Source organism: Parapedobacter koreensis (assembly GCF_900109365.1).
Lineage (GTDB): Bacteria > Bacteroidota > Bacteroidia > Sphingobacteriales > Sphingobacteriaceae > Parapedobacter > Parapedobacter koreensis.
This window is the reverse complement of the sequence record NZ_FNZR01000016.1, coordinates 16873-34518: the sequence shown is the minus strand read 5'-3', so window position 1 is coordinate 34518 and position 17646 is coordinate 16873. Positions and strand designations below refer to the sequence as shown.

Sequence of the window (17646 nt, the reverse complement as noted above, 5' to 3'; positions counted from 1 at the left end):
CCCCCCGTCACCAGAATCGCCGGAAGAACCTCCAACGCCTTCCGGAATCCCGCCATCAGCACCACCAGGTACAGCGGGACCAGGAACGACAGTACAGGAAGCGTACGCCCAACCGCCTGCGAGATGGCCATCTCCGGGATACCCGATACCTGCGAAGCCACAATGATGGGCGTGCCGATGGCACCGAAGGCCACCGGGGCCGTGTTCGCTATCAGGCAGATGCCCGCAGCGTACAGCGGGTTGAAACCCAGCCCAACCAGCATCGCAGCCGTGATGGCAACAGGCGCCCCGAAGCCCGCAGTACCCTCCAGGAACGAACCGAACGAAAACGCTATCAGAAGCGCCTGCAAACGCCGGTCGTCCGTCACCGAGGCCATGAAATGGCGGATGACCTCGAACTGGCCGCTCGATACCGTGACGTTGAACAGGAATACAGCCGTCACCACTATCCAGCATATCGGAAACAGACCGTAAAGTATCCCGTGGCCCGCCGACAGCGCCGCAAGACCCGCCGGCATCCCGTAAACCGCCACGGCGATAAGCAGCGCTATCCCCGTAGCCGACAGGCTCGCCATATAGCCCTTCATCCGACGGATAATCAACGCCCAGAATAAAAATAATATCGGAACAACCGCAAGCAACGCCGATATCCAAACACTGCCAGCAGGATTCGTCTCTTGTGTCCAAGTCATCATGTTTTTTTTGAAATGTGTAAACTATCTTATGATCAACCTTTAGCCTATTATTGGGATATCCCTTTTGGTTTATCGCCCATGACCAACTCCAATGTCCCGCCATTCATGAGATCCTCGTGCGAAAACCACAGGGAGTCGAGCACCTTCCCATTCAGGCTGGCCGATTGGATGTATTTGTTGGTACGCGAGGCACCTTTGGCATCCACCGTGAACGTCTTGCCATTATCCAGGGCGATGCTCACTTTGCTGAAGACGGGACTGGTAATGGTGTACATCGGTACGCCGGCTGTTACCGGATAAAAACCCATGGCCGTGAAAACCACGAAGGCCGAAAGCGCACCGCCGTCTTCATCACCGGGTACACCGAAGATGTTGTCCTGAAACCAGGTATCCAGTATCAGGCGCGTGTACTTCTGGGTCTTCCACGGCGAGTCCGTGAAGTTGAACAGGTAAGGAATGTGGTATGTCACCTGATTGCCCATTGAAAACTGGCCAATCAAACCCGTCTGGTCAGGAAATTTTGCCCAAAACTGGTACTTACTTCTTCCTATTGGTTCCCTGAAAAGCTGATCGAGTTTAGCCTCCATCCCTTTCTTGCCGCCCATCAATTCCATCAATCCCGGTATGTCATGCTGCACATGCCAGAGGTAGCTCCAGCCGTTGTTCTCATTATAATAGTCGTTGCCGGCATGTTCACCATCGAATTTGGGATCGATGGGTATCCACTGCCCCTTGGCATCTTTCGGCATGAACATGCCGATATCATCCTGCCAGAGGTTCCGGTAGTTTTTTGTCAAAGGGGAAAACCTTTCAGCAACATCACCTTTACCTAATTCACGGGCAAACTCAGACAGTGCCCAATCGTCATAGCTACGTGCCAGGGTGACGGCAACCGCAGAACGCCGCTGCCCCCGTTTTGCCGCTGCAAACGGGTCGGTCTCCACTTCCCCGGGGTGCAGTGCGGGGTAATAACCATGTGCGTCGTAGAAATCCTCCAGCGCACCGCGGGGGCCGTTGCGAGATGGCAGCATCGTGGCCTGCTCGGCATTCTTCAGGATGCCCTCAAACGCCTTCTCCACATCGAAATCCCGGATGCCCTTGCGGTAGGCATCCAGGAACATCACCGCCGAATGGAAGGCGAACATTCCCTCACGGTCACCGAAATGCTTCGGATATTCCGGCATCCAGCCGCCCTGCTCGTACATCCGCACATACGACTGGAGCATATCCGCCTCCCGCTGGGGATCCAGGATGCTCCGCAGCGGATGCATGGCCGGATGGTTGCCCCACGTGTAATCCTCCGTATAGAACGGCCGTGTGTCGGCATGAACCTGCCCGTCAAACCCGCTGAAGTAGCGTCCCTGCTCGGTAATGTCCACCATGCGCACATAAGTCCGGTACAGCGCCGTGTAGAAGCTCCGCCGCTGGGCCTCCGTGCCGCCCTCCACCCGGATCCGCCCGATGGTCTTTGCCCACACGGACTCCCCGTTTGACTTGAAATCCTCGAAGCTCGCCGATGCGACCTCTTCCTGGAAATTCTGCTTGGCCTGCTCCGTGCTGATGAACGAAATCGCATAGCGGAATTCGACCACATTGCCTTCACCCGAACCGTATCGGGCCCAGGCACGCTCGCCTTCCATAAGTGCTGGATCACCTACCGGGCCTAATACCGAATACCGGCCGAAATTCTTGTCGCCCGCTTTCGTGCCCAGCTCCGGCGAACCCGAGAAAACCCCGTAAATATATACTTTGCCCTTTTGCTGGTGCCCCGGGTCTTCCACGTATTCCGTCCCGATGACCGCGTGGCCATCGGTCACCTCATAGTCACCGCCCTCGTAATAGTGCGACAGGTGCAGGTTCTTGTCGACACCTTCCGGAAAGGTAAACCGGTAGATGCCCGTACGGGAACCCGCCGTGAACTCCACGCGGACGTCATCATCCGTCAGCAACGCCGAATAATACCACGGCCGCGTCACCTCGAAGTCGTGGTCGTAGGTGAGCCGCCGGTACCAGCCCGTATCCAGCAGCGCACCCACAGAGGGCTTGATGCCAAAGACATATTGCGGTGTGATCACATTCAGCGTCGTCATCGGGAATGCCGTCTGCTGCATGTCCAGGTAATCCTGCTGCGTGGGGAATACCCGGATCAGCTGGTTGGGCAGGTGCACCACCGGACGGTTCGTATTCAACAGTGGTGCGATATTACCGATTGTTGGATCGATATAATCCAGGTTGTTGTCTGACGGCCTATCGGCGTGGCAGCCCATGGCCGTCCATATCGCCAAAAGCAACAGGCCTTTCGGTGTACTTTTTTTCAACATTTGCATTTATATTTTGTCAATGTACCGATTGTTTTTTATTAGGAATTTCAGGTCCCATGATCAACTCCAATGTCCCGCCATTCATAAGTTCGTCGTGCGAAAACCATAGGGAGTCGAGCACCTTCCCATTCAGGCTGGCCGATTGGATGTATTTGTTGGTACGCGAGGCGCCTTTGGCGTCCACCGTGAATGTCTTGCCGTTATCCAGCGCAATGCTCACTTTGCTGAAGACGGGGCTGGTAATAGCGTATATCGGTACACCGGCCGTGACCGGATAAAAGCCCATGGCCGTGAAAACCACGAAGGACGAAAGCGCACCGCCGTCTTCATCTCCGGGTACACCGAAGATGTTGTCCTGAAACCAGGTATCCAGTGTCAGGCGGGTATATTTCTGGGTCTTCCAGGGTGAGTCCGTGAAGTTAAACAGGTAAGGGACATGATAGGCCACTTGATTGCCCATTGAAAACTGGCCGATCATACCTGTCGAATTTGGAAATTTGGCCCAAAAGTCTGGCTTCGGCCGATCCAGTCCTTCCCGAAAGAGCTGGTCGAGTTTAGCTTCTAACTGCTCCTTGCCCCCCATCAGTTGCGTCAATCCCGGTATGTCATGCTGCACATGCCAGAGGTAGCTCCAGCCGTTGTTCTCGTTGTAGTAATCAAACCCATGAGAACCGCCATCGAATTTAGGGTCTATGGGTATCCACTGCCCCTTGGCATCTTTCGGCATGAACATGCCGATATCATCCTGCCAGAGGTTCCGGTAGTTCTTCGCCTTTGGCGCATACCGCTGTGCAATAGCTGGTTTCCCCAGCTCACTGGCCAGTTCGGACAGCGCCCAGTCGTCATAGCTATGTGCCAGGGTGACGGCAACCGCAGAACGCCGCTGCCCCTTTTTTTCCGCTGCAAACGGGTCGGTCTCCTCCTCCCCGGGGTGCAGTGCGGGATAATAACCATGTGCGTCGTAGAAATCCTCCAGCGCACCGCGGGGGCCGTTGCGGAAGGGCAGCATCGTGGCCTGCTCGGCATTCTTCAGAATGCCCTCAAACGCCTTCTCCACATCGAAATCCCGGATGCCTTTGCGGTAGGCATCCAGGAACATCACCGCCGAATGGAACGCGAACATCCCCTCCCTATCGCCGAAATACTTCGGGTACTCCGGCATCCAGCCGCCCTGCTCGTACATCCGCACATACGACTGGAGCATATCCGCCTCCCGCTGGGGATCCAGGATGCTCCGCAACGGATGCATGGCCGGATGGTTGCCCCACGTGTAATCCTCCGTATAGAACGGCCGCGTGTCGGCATGAACCTGCCCGTCAAACCCGCTGAAATAACGCCCCTGCTCGGTGATGTCCACCATGCGCACATAAGTCCGGTACAGCGCCGTGTAGAAGCTCCGCCGCTGGGCCTCCGTACCGCCCTCCACCCGGATCCGCCCGATGGTCTTTGCCCACACGGACTCCCCGTTTGACTTGAAATCCTCGAAGCTCGCCGATGCGACCTCCTCCTTGAAATTCTGCTTGGCCTGCTCCGTGCTGATGAACGAAATCGCATAGCGGAATTCGACCACATTGCCTTCACCCGAACCGTATCGGGCCCAGGCACGCTCGCCTTCCATAAGTGCTGGATCACCTACCGGGCCTAATACCGAATACCGGCCGAAATTCTTGTCGCCCGCTTTCGTGCCCAGCTCCGGCGAACCCGAGAAAACCCCGTAAATATATACTTTGCCCTTTTGCTGGTGCCCCGGGTCTTCCACGTATTCCGTCCCGATGACCGCGTGGCCATCGGTCACCTCGTAGTCACCGCCCTCGTAGTAGTGCGACAGGTGCAGGTTCTTGTCGACACCTTCCGGAAAGGTAAACCGGTAGATGCCCGTACGGGAACCCGCCGTGAACTCCACGCGGACGTCATCATCCGTCAGCAACGCCGAATAATACCACGGCCGCGTCACCTCGAAGTCGTGGTCGTAGGTGAGCCGCCGGTACCAGCCCGTATCCAGCAGCGCACCCACAGAGGGCTTGATGCCAAAGACATATTGCGGTGTGATTACGTTCAGCGTCGTCATCGGGAATGCCGTCTGCTGCATGTCCAGGTAATCCTGCTGCGTGGGGAATACCCGGATCAGCTGGTTGGGCAGGTGCACCACCGGACGGTTCATATTCAGCAAGGGCGCAACCGTACCGATGTTGGGGTCGATATAATCCAAGACTCCCTTGTTATTTTGCGCATACGTACTTGTCAAACTCAGCAACTGAGACCCTGCAACCAAAAGCAGGAATGCAGCTATTTTCTTTTCTGTTCGCATAAACGATTTTGATTAGTTGTATCCAGGGTTTTGATAGAGCACATTCTCATTGTTGATAACACGGATTTCGCCCAACGGTATCGGGAAAACCGTCATGTACGCTTTCATCCCGTACTTTTCCATGACGGAAAACGCCCTTTCCGTACGCAATAGGTCAAACCAACGATGCCCCTCCATGGCTAATTCCAATCTTCTTTCCTGCCATATCTTTTCCCTCGCTGTTCCCTGATCCAGGTTTTCGTATTCTTCCACACCGGCTCTCCGGCGTATCCGATTTAATGGGGCAAGTGCTTCATCTGTTTTATTGTTTTCATTAAGGGCTTCTGCGTACATCAATAAGACATCAGCATACCGTATTACTTTCCAATTAGCGGGGCTATCATGATGCGTGGTGATGTTCGTGACGTATTTTTTTGTGAAGGTGTTCATGGCTACCCACCGGTGGAAAAACCCGGTCTCATCATAAAATCCACCACCACCGATACCGGTAACATCTTTACGCAAATCTTGCGGTTCAAACGCATCGATCAGATCCTGTGTAGGTTGATTCATTTCTTCTGCTCCTCCAATCACACCGAAATACGCCTCCGCTGTTCCGCCGACGGACTTGGGAAGAAAATTGTTGGTAAATGGACTGCCCAGATCCCCCAATCCCTGCTCGTATTCGATATCAAAAATATATTCGCTGTGGTGCTCATCCTTGGTATAATCAAACAGATCGGTATAGTTGGCAAGCAGATCATATCCCATGGTGGTCACCTCTTGTAGTTTAGCTTCCGCTTTCGGAAAATCCTTAACGGTCAAGTATACTTTTCCAAGCAGTGCTTTTGCGGCTCCACTGGTGGCCCGTCCCACGTCTGCCCCTGCATAACTGGTAGGCAAATTGGTCTCTGCGACCATCAAATCGGGTATTATCACGTCATTATAAATGGTCGTGACACTCGTCCGTCCAGCATTATAGGCCTCCTCGATGGTCAATGGTGTAGTCGGCATCGGAACATCCCCAAACAGCCGCACGAGGTCGAAGTAAGCAAGTGCACGCAGAAATTTTGCTTCACCAATGTGCCGCGCTTTATTGACGACAATGGCCTCGTCTGCCCCCTCGATTTTTACAAGCATCGTATTGGCGAGGTTGATGACTTTGTAATAATTCAACCAATTATTCCGTAGAGAACTCACATTCGGATCGAGCGTGAACACGTCATAAGAAATTCTCCGGGAATCGTTTCCCAGCTGGTGCCACGAATCATCACTACGCAAATCCGTCAATTCCCAAAAACTTTTATACTGTTCGCGAAATACAGCATAGCACCCCAAAACAGCATCCTGAAAATCTTTATCGGTTTTATAAAGATTATCCACATTCACGGTAGAGATCGGATCGAGTTCGATGAATTTATCGCTACATGACGCTATGATTAACGAAATAGCTAATAAGCAGATAATATGTATATTTTTCATGTTATTCAGTTATAATGGCCACTAAAACGACAAGTTTAACCCTAAAATGAAGCTCTTGGGTATTGGATAATTATTAGATTCTATCCCGGGCTGAAGGGGATTATCATTCATACTTACATCCGGATTAAAGGCGGTATTTTTAGTGAAGATAAACGGATTATTTGCGCTGAAATAAAGCCGTAAGCCGCCGACGCCTATGCGTTGGATAACCGCGCTTGAAAAAGCATAAGACAACGTGATGTTATTAATCCGCAGAAAAGAGGCCTCATCCAATAACGCTTGGCTTGGAAGGCGTCTTCCGCCTGTAGGAACATCGTTGGGGCGAGGGGTCACTCCGTCACCGGGTTCTTGCTCGGATTTCCAATAGTTGTTGCTGAAAGCATAACCTCTTACCCGCGCTCTGCCGCTATTTCCACCGTCTCTTGACATGTTGTAAATTTTACCGCCCTGAGAACCTTGGAAACTAACGGACAAACTGAAATCGCGATACGAAAAGTTATTGGTCATCCCGTAATAAAAATCAGGATAAGGAGACCCCATGATGGTGTTATCCGCAGAATTGATAATACCGTCACCGTTCATATCTACAAACCGGATATCGCCAGCACGGGAAGCGTCTGCACCATTGGGATTATAAATGGGGCCTTGCGCCAATTCCTGCTGATTCATGAATATACCATCGGTCAAAAAGCCGAAGAACATACCAATTGGCTGCCCAATCATCGTCACATTATTGCCTGCATAAATCGGATCGCCTCCTGCTCCCAGTTCCAGTACTTTGTTTCTGTACATAGACAGGTTGAAATCGGTAGACCATTGGAAATTGCCCGTAAAGTTTTGAGAGCCGACGACGAACTCCCAACCTGTGTTTTGCACCTTCCCGATATTCTGCAATGCATTGCTGAAGCCCGTCGTACCGGGTATTGCGACATTCAGTAATAAGTCGGTGTTTTGTGACCGGAAGTAATCAATGACGACATTCAGTCTACTGTTAAAAAGATTGATATCGGTCCCGATATTCATGGATTTTTGCTTTTCCCATGTGAGGTTCGGATTGGCCAGGTTATTCAACGAAAAACCACCCACTGCGTCACCGCCGAAGGCATATTTCTCATAGTTTATCGTCGCTAAATGTGCATAGTTACCGATATTGTTATTTCCTGTTTCCCCATAGCTCACGCGCAATTTCCAATCATTCAAGAAGCTAAGATCGACGAAATCTTCCTCTGAAATGCGATAAGCCAAAGCAAACGATGGGAACAACCCATATTTATTATCACGTCCAAAACGAGAAGAACCATCGGTACGTATGGATGCTGTCAAATAGTATTTACTTGCATAGTTATAGTTAATTCTTCCCAGGTAAGAAAGGATAGACCACTCGTACCGTTCCGAGCCGCCGCCAGTAAGTATCCCACTCACCGCATTCAACGTCGGTACCATATTGTTCGGGTACCGGTTGCTGGTCAACGAATTCAATTCGCCCCATTCCTTTTGAATCGTGTAGCCTGCCATGACGGCGAGGTTGTGCTTGTCATTGAACGTCTTGTTGTAATTCAGGATATATTCGTTCAGCCAATTGACACTCATTGCCGCATCATCTGTTCCTGAGGCCGGTTCATTGAAAAAATAAGGCTGGGAAGGCTTGAATATGAATCCTTTGTCATTTAAGATACTACCACCCAACAACACGTTAAAACTAAGATCATTGGTAATTTTTAGCTCAGACGAGATATTTCCCAAAAGACGCAACCTACGCTGGCCGACTTGCGTATCATGTGCGACCGCCAATGGATTATATACCGCTGCCATATCGGACAAGCCGTCATAATTCGTAAATCCACCATTCGCATCGCGCAACGGCCTGAAATTATGAATATTCATGGCTGCGGCCACGATGCCCGAACCCAAGCAACATACGCCGGTGGAGGGCAACGCCCTTTTATTGGTAAATGAAGGATTTAGGCTTGCCTTGATGGTCACCCTATCCGATACTTTACCGTCTATGTTCGTTCTGAATGAATACCGTTCAAAGTCGCTATTGACGACAATGCCATCTTGTTTCAAATATTCACCAGACAGGACAAACCGCACATTTTCAGAACCGCCACTTGCCGACAGTTGGTACTGCTGTTGAGGTGCTGTGCGTAATATTCCATCCAGTGCGTCCTCATCTGTCGTGTTTCTGCCTTCAAGCACGTCCAAGATAATTTGTGGAACTGGAGCTGTCCATTTCGTCGGATCACCCGATACATCATTCCCTTTATCCAAATTTGTATTCCGCATTCCATCAAAGAAAAACTGCGCTTGTTCTATTGAATTTTTCATTTCCGGCCGTTTCAAGACACTCTGATAACCATAGTACGTATCAAAATTCAGCATCACTTTTCCAGATTTGCCTCGCTTTGTATTAATGATTACCACACCGTTTGAGCCACGCGAACCGTAAATAGCTGTTGCAGAAGCATCTTTTAGGATGTCCAAGCTCTCGATATCATTTGGATTTAATGTTTCGATATTGTCTGTCGGAAAACCATCGACCACGTACAAAGGCGTCACACCCGCTGAGATACTACCAATTCCCCTAACCCGGATTTGGGGTGGCGCACCGGGTTCTCCCGTAGCGGTTTTTACCTGTACACCAGCTACTTTCCCCAACAAAGCTTGGTCGATACGCGAAACAGCGAGGTCCTTGATTTGGTTGACACCGATGGAGGCAACGGATCCGGTTAAATCCTGCCTTCTGCTTGTTCCGTATCCAACAACCACCACTTCGTCCAAATCATTGACCTTTTCGTTTAAGGTCACATTTGCGGTATTTCCGGCCGGTAGCGGTACTTCCAAGGTTTCGTAGCCCACGATGGTAAAAACCAGCGGTCCCGTATAGTCCGAAGGAAGGGCCAAGCGGTAATTGCCTCCGCCATCGGTTTGAGCGGCGGTTTCCTGCCCCTTCAACGAAACGGTCACCCCTCCCAAGGGTTCTCCCAAATTATTTGTCACTCGACCGGTAATTTCTCGCTGCTGCAAAGCCATCAAAGCCATTGGCTTCAAACTGTTGCTGTCTCCTGCTTTGGCAACAAGAATGGTGTTTTCGTTAATCGTATATTTTAATGCCTGCGGTTTTAAAACCTTATTCAAAAATTCATCCAGCGGCATATTATTAGCCGTTATGGTAATGGGCTTTGCCGATTTAACGATTTTGGCATTATAAATAACAAAATAACCCGTCTGTGCTTCGACAGCAGCAAACACTTTGGTAAGTGATTCGGCTTTTCCCTTGAAACTAATGGTTTGCGATAAAGACTTTGCACTAAGTTGCATACACCCAAATAACAATAAGAGTGACGTGATATTAATGCTCATAATGACTTTCTTTCTAAATGTCGCATTGGGTAGTCGGATTGAGCCTGGCTCAATCAATTGGTTATTATTCACAGGCATAAGAGTACCCCGTGAACATTTTACATGTTTTTTCATTAACTTTGTAAAGTTTGGATCGTTTACAATCCGGTTATTCCCTGATTTGATAAATGACGCGATCTGAATAATAGCGGGGGAGTGCTGGTACCACTTCCCTGCTTCAATTTTCGTTATATTGGTTTCATATGCTAACTGATTTAATAATTGGTTTTCATAATATGGTTAACTAAAACTATTCTTCAACATAGATTATATGGCCTTTGACACGCAGGTTGATACCTGAGTCCCGAAAGAAGTTTATCAATACTTGTAAATTGACATCGCGGCCCATCTTTCCTATGAATTGTTCTTTCGGGACTTTCCCCTCGTATACCACTTCGATGTCATACCATCGGGCTATTTGCTTCATCATTTGGTCGAAAGGAATATCTTCAAAAGCGAATATTCCGGATTTCCAAGCGATCGAAGCTGTCAAATTAGCCTTACGCGCGTGTATACCCAATGGTGTTAATACAGATTCTTCACCGGGAATCAATTTTAACGCTGTTCCCTTTCCTGCGACGCCATTAGCGGACTGACGAACTTTAACGGATCCTTCTACAAGTGTTGTCCTTGTTTCCGCCTCATCTTCATATGCAGCAACGTTAAACTGTGTGCCCAATACTTCAACTTCCTGATCTGCTGTCCGTACAACAAAAGGGACTAACCCTGACTGATTAGTTCGTTTTACGATTTCGAAATAGGCTTCGCCAATCAATTCAACTTCCCGCTGACTACCTGTAAACTTGATCGGGTATTTCAAGGTGCTTGCCGCATTGAGCCACACACGACTCCCATCGGGCAGGGTCAATTGATATTGTCCCCCCTTCGGGGTGGTTAGTACCAAGTCGTCGGGCTTTGAGCCAACATCTTGGCCGCTTGCTGGCTTCTCATCCAATAATGCCGTCCCATCATCATAGGAAAGTTTATCTCCCACAACAATACCTGCATGATCGCTGCTTAATTCGACAATGCGGCCATCGGCTAATGTGAGCGTCGCCTTATTTCCTCCGGGAAGGATATGCTGGGCGCTTTCTGTAGTTGATCCATCTTTATCAGCGGTTTGATTTTTAGCCGACGGAATAATGGTTTGAAAATAATATACACCGCCAAAGCCAACAAGTAAGATTGCCGCCGCGTAAGGCAGCCAACGACGCCATATAGGTATAAGTGGAGCGTTGCGTCTTTGTGGCATCCGTACGTCTATATCTTCCATTATTCGCTTATGCAACGTTTCCAACTCTGCTGGGGTCCATACCTCTTCATTGTTGGTACCGAGGGTTTCAAGCCACTGATCGACAATAGCTTTGTGCTTAGGATCCAGCTCGCCTGACTGATATTTTTTAATAAGTGTATTAAATTCCGCTTGATTCATAATTGTTGCAAAGCTTTCGAAGACCGCTTTGTATTGATATGTAGCGCAGCGTGGTCGATACACATAGTCTTTTTTCATTTTTTTTAAAAAAAATGGATTTCATTAAGAAAACCGCTAAGTTTGGCAGAAAGAACCTTTATTATGAATCTTGATTCCGAAGACAGTCGTTTGCTGATTGCGCTGCAAAATGGTGATACTGATGCTTTTGACTCCATCTATCACCGCATGGCAGGTAAATTGTTGCAATACATCCATAGCCGGATACACAACAAGGAATACAGCGAGGAAATGGTTCAGGAGATTTTTGTGTCATTGTGGGTACGTAGGCAGGAGATTGACATTCATAGTTCCATAGATGCTTATTTATATGCTGCGGCAAAATACCAGTTATTGAGTTATATCCGCGCTGAAAATGTCCGTCATAAATATGCCGAGCATTTTGCCATCTTTGCCAGCATGCAATCGGAAAATACCGAAGAACTCATCAATTTAACGGATCTAAAAACTGCCATTGAAGAACATGTATCTCAGCTGCCCCCAAAATGCCAGCAGGTTTTCAGGCTAAGCCGTTATTCGGGCAAAACCATTCCAGAAATAGCTCAGGAGATGAGCATTTCGACACGTACTGTCGAAAATTACATTACACAAGCCCTCAGGCATTTAAGGCAAGCCCTATCCCATTATCCTTGGATAGTTGTCTTGATGTTTGTACATGTGATTCGATGACATAGCTTATCGAGTTTCAAACCCTGCAAGGAGATTTCCAATTTGCTGCGCCGTCCGTTCAAGGTTTGTAGCCGTTGTTTGGAGCGCCTTTTCCAGTGGCATCGGCCCATTCCCTATTGCCAATACCATATCGAAGTAATCTTCCAATCTTGTTGCCTGATTCATGGGAACACTTCCGGCAAGGCCGATAACCGGTATTTTCGACGCTTTTGCCTGTACAGCGACACCATACGGGCCTTTTCCATATAACGTTTGGGCATCAAGGCTCCCCTCGCCGGTGATCACTAGATGGCTCTTTTTCAGTGATTCGCTGAAATGCGTAAGCTGCAAAAAGTAATCGATGCCATTAACCAAGCGGGCACCTAACACACCATACAATCCAGCGCTTGCCCCACCCGCTACTCCACCGGAGGCAATCGCCGTGGTATCACGTCCTGTTTTGTCCAATATAACCTGTGCATAATGGGCTAAAATGGCATCCAATTGTGCGACCTCTGTGGCCGAAGCGCCCTTTTGCGGCCCAAAAACATATGCAGCGCCATCCTGCCCTAGCAATGGGTTTGCCACATCACAGAGGATATCGATTGTACAGGATGCCAGCCGTTTGTCCAATCCAGAGGTGTCTATGGCATGCAGATGCACCAACCCAGCTGGAAGTTCGGTAAGCTCGCTTCCCTGTTTGTCTAAGAATCGGACACCCAGGGCCGCCAAGATGCCACTGCCGCCATCAACCGTGGCGGAGCCGCCCATACCAAGGATGATTTGTGTTGTTCCTTTGTCTAATGCCGCCTTGATGAGTTGCCCTGTCCCATAAGAATTTGCCCGTAATGGCGCAAGTTCCTCCCGCTTTAATAGATGCAACCCTGAAGCATCGGCCATTTCTATCACTGCTGTTTGGCCGTCGTGGACTAACCCATAGCTTGCCTCAATTGACCTGCCCAGCGGATCGGTAACCCACGCGTTAATCACCTCGCCGTGCAATTTATCGATAATCAACTTGCAAGTTCCATTCCCACCATCGCCAATCGGGAAACATTCGCACGTACAGGGGAGTTTGCTTGCCAACAGACCCGTTTGAATACTTGCTGCAGCTTCAGGAGCATCAAGGGCATGTTTAAACGCATTGGGTGCGATCAGAATATGCATAACTTACCTTATCAATCCGTTATTCCAGCAAGCCGTTCCATCAACAATGCAAGCGCACTGTGATCCAAATCACCGTCGCCCGCAGCAATTGCTGCGTCCATATGAGCTGCTACCTGTGAGGCCCCATATAGCGGTGTAGCCAGTTCCTTACCCGTTTGTAAAACGATGTTCATGTCTTTTCGGTGCAATTTAAGTCTAAACCCAGGTTCAAAATTGCGATTTACGATGCGATTGCCGTGTAAATCTAAAATACGGCTTTGGGCAAATCCACCCAAAAGCACTTCGCGTAGCTTCGCTTGGTTGACACCGGCTTTTTTCGCTAATGTAAATGCCTCCGCAATAGCCTGTATCGTCATCCCAACGATCAATTGGTTACATGCCTTTGCCGTTTGGCCGGCCCCCGCTTTGCCGATGTGCACAATATTCTTGCCCATGGCTTCAAAAATAGGTATTGCTCGCTCGAATGCACGTTCGCTTCCACCTACCATGATGGAAAGCGTAGCCGTCTCTGCCCCCACCTGCCCCCCGGACACCGGTGCATCCAAGGCCTCGATGCCCCTTTCTGTTAGCTCTTCATGTAACCTGATGGATATCGCGGGAGTTATTGTAGACATATCGATAAAAAGCGATCCTTCTTTAAGGCCTGAGAGTAGCCCCCCAGCACCATATACGACCTCCTCCACCTGTGGTGAGTCGGGAAGCATGGTCACCAACACTTCACTCCGTTGCGCAATCGTGCTATAGCCATCAACCAATGCTGCGCCCAGCTTTTCCAATTCGCCGGATGCTTTGCTGCTGCGCGGCACCAATAGTTCATATCCCGCTTTTATCAAGTTTGCGGCCATCGGTTTGCCCATGATACCCAACCCAATAAATCCTATCTTTTTGTCATTCATAGTTTTACGTTCATTTATTGACCACATTCACAGGATTTCCGCCCAAATAAGCGACAAAGTTGCTGACAACTATTTCCATCAATCGCGACCTGGCTTCCTTGGTCGCCCACGCAATATGAGGGGTGATCAGGCAGTTTTTGGCAGCAAACAAGGGATTATCCGAAGGTGGAGGTTCCGTAGCGAGCACATCTAGTCCTGCACCAGCTATCTTGCCATCGTTTAATGCAGTTGCAAGATCGGCTTCATTGACAATGGGCCCCCTCGAAGTATTAAGCAGAAAAGCTGTCTTTTTCATCTTTGCCAGCGTAATGTGGTTAATTAATCCGGACGTTTGCGGGGTAAGCGGACAATGAATACTGACCACATCGGATTGCTGAAACAATTCATCCAAGCTTACCCATTGAAAATTCTTCCGATGGGATTGGTCGGTTTCCGTGCGGCTGTATCCCAGGATGTTCATTCCAAAAGCCGTGGCGATGTCTGCTACTTTCTGACCGATATCTCCAAAGCCAATAATACCCATGGTCTTGCCCAAAAGTTCTATCAATGGGTAATCCCAAAAACAAAAATCGGGTGAACGCGACCATTTACCCTCGGCCACGGCATCACTGTGTCGCTGCACACGGTGGCAAAGTTCGAGCAACAGCGCGAATGTCAATTGGACGACCGATGTGGTACCGTACCCCGGTACATTGGTTACGACAATGCTTTTCTTTTTTGCATGGTCGGTATCTACAATATTATAGCCCGTAGCCAATACACCGATATACTTCAAATCAGGCAATTTATCCAGCACTTCTTCACTTAAAGGCACTTTATTTGTCAACACGACTTCCGCGCCCTTGGCCCGCTCCTCAATTTCGTCCTTAGCGGTTCGATCGTATACCTTCAGTTCGCCGTGTTTCTCCAAGCCTTCCCAGGTCAAATCTCCGGGATTCAGTGTGTATCCGTCCAGAATTACTATTTTCATCAAATCAAGTGTTTAAAAATCCAATTATTAAGAAAATGGCTAAGCTAAGTATAAATATCAATTATATCCTCATAAACTTATATCAGTAATATAACGATTTGATTTCCCAAAGTTTGTTACTTTTACGAAGGGCTACTGGTTCGCCTTGCTTTGCCTGCTTCGCAATTTCAATATCGTTTTCCACCTCTTTTATCGCGGCATAATAATCCAATCTCCCTTGCCGGGCAAGTGTCTGGGGCTTATATTTCCCACCTGCAATTGCTGCGTATTGTGTCCATTCATTAAGGGCTTGCCTAAGCGACGCGATGGCCTTTCCCCGGTATTCCTCCTTGCCGGTCTTCCGTAATAAAGCAGTCCATGTGGCTCCTCGAAATTTAGCAGCATAATAACGTCCCAATCGCGCCCAGGCATGGAAATCACCCAGCGTTTCCGAAAGTGCCGTACTGCCTCCAGCCGGGATAGTATTCATCCCATTTAGCAACTGATCTGCTGCCGCATCGATAGAATCGGCTACGTCAAAAGGCGTAATTCCCTTGAGGCTTGGATCGTTTGCATATTCAGCAATTGAAATTACACTTTGCTCGGGCATTACGTCCATTGCTATCGCGTCATTTATGCTGACAAATTGCTGTTCGCGTGTCTCAGGATGTCCACGGAACGATCCTTCGAAGCAAAACTCATAATCATTGGGGCCAAAATGGAGTTTATTTACCCATGAGTTGATTGCAGCCGTATTTCGCCACGTGTGATATAAAGCCGATGCATCAATTTCCGGGAACCGTAGGCTAAGCTGATTAATGTAGAAGTTGGCTGGAAGATCAGGGTCATAGGATGCTCTACCCCATATCATAAAATAATACCAATGCTTATCCATCTCATATTGCCCCACAGCGTCTGGATGCTTACTGGCAAAATCTTTTCCATATACGTATCCATCGCCCCCCATAATAAAACCAGCGGTAACGTCATAGGGTATGTTTTTAATGTAATCTGCCGCATATACCGGATCTCCCCAACGGAGTACATAACAATCATCGTTGCGTACATTCATCCAACATAGCATGTGGTTTTGCTCAACATCTGCTCGGTATATTTTGTCGAAAAAAGGAGGCACTACGCTGCTGAACATCCTCGATCTTGAATATTTAAACTCCGTCTCGAATGGACCATCATAGCCTTCGAATGCCTTACGGATATATTCCATCTTTGTATGGTGTTGCCGGAAGATGATCCGTACATCAAGCGAGGGCATCTGTGCCTTCGCGTCCATAATGCCCTTCCCATACGTCATGTAAAGCCAGTTTTCAATACCATATTCAGGAGCGATATCTCTATCGATATGTTCTCCGGCGGTGAGCCCGATTGCTTTGACATTCGGATAGGTGAGCAAGAACTGCTTAACGCTTTGACGGACATAATCGATGGTAATGGGATTGTCCTGTTCCCAGGTAATTCCATGCTTGCCTTCGGCTCCATAGACAAAAACATTCCACGTGTATAGATGGATTTCAATGCCTAAATCGGCTGCATAGCTGAATACCTTCTTCCAGAACGCTATCTTCTCATCAATGCTTAGCTGTTTGATTATACGGAGATTCGCTGGGTTTTGGATGTCATCTCGCGGATCGTCCCACTCTCTTCTCGTATCAGGCCTTATTTTGCCGGTATATACGCAGACGTTGTCTAAGGCCACATCGGGATACTCCGGTATTTTTACCATAGAGGGAAAAGGATGGGGTATCCATAGTGAAAGTACATTGTATCGATACCGGGCCATATTTTCAATAAAATTTTGCCAAAAATCGAACTCCCACACCGTCGAAATCGCGTGTTGGGCGGCGTCCCCGCGGTCATCGTAGCTTGGTGTACGCGCGTCCAATGGAATATTAAATTTTATTCCTCTTTTTTTGAGATAAGGCGCCCCTTCAAAAGCGGAGATGTTCTCCCCCAAACTAATCCTATCAGCGAGATCCGTGGCACCATACATCACGCCTGTTGCGTCACCTCCTTTTACTGCAATGGTATCTCCATTTTTTTTCACGGCATAAGCTTCAGGAGCCAAATGGATGGAGTCTATCATAAATGTTATCGTAGGATGCGTAGCGAGTTTGCTTTTCTTATCAACGAACGTTGTTTGTTTGGCATATGCTTGACGCAACAGTATCGCACCAAATACCTCCCTGGGGCTATCGGAGTCGTACACGATGGATAGGCCACCGGGTGCCTGCCCTTTCCCAATGAGCACACACATCATCATGACAAGAAAAAACATGTCTTTCATATTTGCTA

General features: G+C 48.8%; 11 protein-coding genes. 1 reads left to right on the top strand and 10 read right to left on the bottom strand.

The features are described 5' to 3' along the window. The 6 genes from BMW65_RS23400 to BMW65_RS23375 form a co-directional block, all read right to left on the bottom strand. Window positions 1-695 (bottom strand): L-lactate permease (locus tag BMW65_RS23400; protein WP_317040506.1); only part of this gene is annotated, 695 nt, incomplete at its 3' end. 47 nt (window positions 696-742) lie between these two features. Then, entirely contained in the window at window positions 743-3016 is a 2274-nt protein-coding gene (locus BMW65_RS23395) for a GH92 family glycosyl hydrolase (protein ID WP_090609400.1), read from the bottom strand. A 16-nt stretch (window positions 3017-3032) separates the two neighbouring features. Then, window positions 3033-5324, bottom strand: coding sequence for a GH92 family glycosyl hydrolase (locus BMW65_RS23390; protein ID WP_090609399.1), 2292 nt, complete (start codon window positions 5322-5324; stop codon window positions 3033-3035). A gap of 12 nt (window positions 5325-5336) precedes the next feature. Then, complete coding sequence (locus tag BMW65_RS23385) at window positions 5337-6785, bottom strand: RagB/SusD family nutrient uptake outer membrane protein (protein ID WP_090609397.1); 1449 nt, start codon at window positions 6783-6785, stop codon at window positions 5337-5339. A 21-nt stretch (window positions 6786-6806) separates the two neighbouring features. After that, a complete protein-coding gene (locus tag BMW65_RS23380) occupies window positions 6807-10148 on the bottom strand; it encodes a TonB-dependent receptor (RefSeq protein ID WP_218145502.1) in 3342 nt (1113 codons plus the stop codon). A gap of 289 nt (window positions 10149-10437) precedes the next feature. Then, window positions 10438-11697: a FecR domain-containing protein gene (locus tag BMW65_RS23375; RefSeq protein WP_090609394.1), complete on the bottom strand. Its 1260-nt coding sequence runs from the start codon at window positions 11695-11697 to the stop codon at window positions 10438-10440. A gap of 63 nt (window positions 11698-11760) precedes the next feature. Between BMW65_RS23375 and BMW65_RS23370 the strand changes: the two genes are divergently transcribed. Further along, the gene (locus tag BMW65_RS23370; protein ID WP_090609392.1) at window positions 11761-12345 is read left to right on the top strand and encodes an RNA polymerase sigma-70 factor; all 585 of its coding nucleotides are present in this window, start codon (window positions 11761-11763) and stop codon (window positions 12343-12345) included. Between the two features lie 6 nt (window positions 12346-12351). Here the strand turns inward: BMW65_RS23370 and BMW65_RS23365 are convergent, their stop codons facing one another. From BMW65_RS23365 to BMW65_RS23350, 4 genes are all read right to left on the bottom strand, one after another. Continuing rightward, the gene (locus BMW65_RS23365) at window positions 12352-13491 is read right to left on the bottom strand and encodes a glycerate kinase (protein ID WP_090609391.1); all 1140 of its coding nucleotides are present in this window, start codon (window positions 13489-13491) and stop codon (window positions 12352-12354) included. Window positions 13492-13502: 11 nt separating this feature from the next. Further along, on the bottom strand, window positions 13503-14387 hold the full coding sequence (locus BMW65_RS23360; RefSeq protein WP_090609389.1) for a 2-hydroxy-3-oxopropionate reductase: 885 nt from the start codon (window positions 14385-14387) through the stop codon (window positions 13503-13505). Between the two features lie 10 nt (window positions 14388-14397). After that, window positions 14398-15357, bottom strand: coding sequence for a D-2-hydroxyacid dehydrogenase (locus tag BMW65_RS23355; protein ID WP_090609388.1), 960 nt, complete (start codon window positions 15355-15357; stop codon window positions 14398-14400). 82 nt (window positions 15358-15439) lie between these two features. After that, complete coding sequence (locus tag BMW65_RS23350; RefSeq protein WP_090609386.1) at window positions 15440-17638, bottom strand: beta-N-acetylhexosaminidase family protein; 2199 nt, start codon at window positions 17636-17638, stop codon at window positions 15440-15442. Window positions 17639-17646: the final 8 nt, after the last annotated feature.

Excerpts from the sequence above, each read along its gene's own strand:
- BMW65_RS23395 (WP_090609400.1), bottom strand. The coding sequence starts at position 3,016 with ATGTTGAAAAAAAGTACACCGAAAGGCCTGTTGCTTTTGGCGATATGG.
- BMW65_RS23390 (WP_090609399.1), bottom strand. The coding sequence starts at position 5,324 with ATGCGAACAGAAAAGAAAATAGCTGCATTCCTGCTTTTGGTTGCAGGG.
- BMW65_RS23385 (WP_090609397.1), bottom strand. The coding sequence starts at position 6,785 with ATGAAAAATATACATATTATCTGCTTATTAGCTATTTCGTTAATCATA.
- BMW65_RS23380 (WP_218145502.1), bottom strand. The coding sequence starts at position 10,148 with ATGAGCATTAATATCACGTCACTCTTATTGTTATTTGGGTGTATGCAA.
- BMW65_RS23375 (WP_090609394.1), bottom strand. The coding sequence starts at position 11,697 with ATGAAAAAAGACTATGTGTATCGACCACGCTGCGCTACATATCAATAC.
- BMW65_RS23370 (WP_090609392.1), top strand. The coding sequence starts at position 11,761 with ATGAATCTTGATTCCGAAGACAGTCGTTTGCTGATTGCGCTGCAAAAT.
- BMW65_RS23365 (WP_090609391.1), bottom strand. The coding sequence starts at position 13,491 with ATGCATATTCTGATCGCACCCAATGCGTTTAAACATGCCCTTGATGCT.
- BMW65_RS23360 (WP_090609389.1), bottom strand. The coding sequence starts at position 14,387 with ATGAATGACAAAAAGATAGGATTTATTGGGTTGGGTATCATGGGCAAA.
- BMW65_RS23355 (WP_090609388.1), bottom strand. The coding sequence starts at position 15,357 with ATGAAAATAGTAATTCTGGACGGATACACACTGAATCCCGGAGATTTG.
- BMW65_RS23350 (WP_090609386.1), bottom strand. The coding sequence starts at position 17,638 with ATGAAAGACATGTTTTTTCTTGTCATGATGATGTGTGTGCTCATTGGG.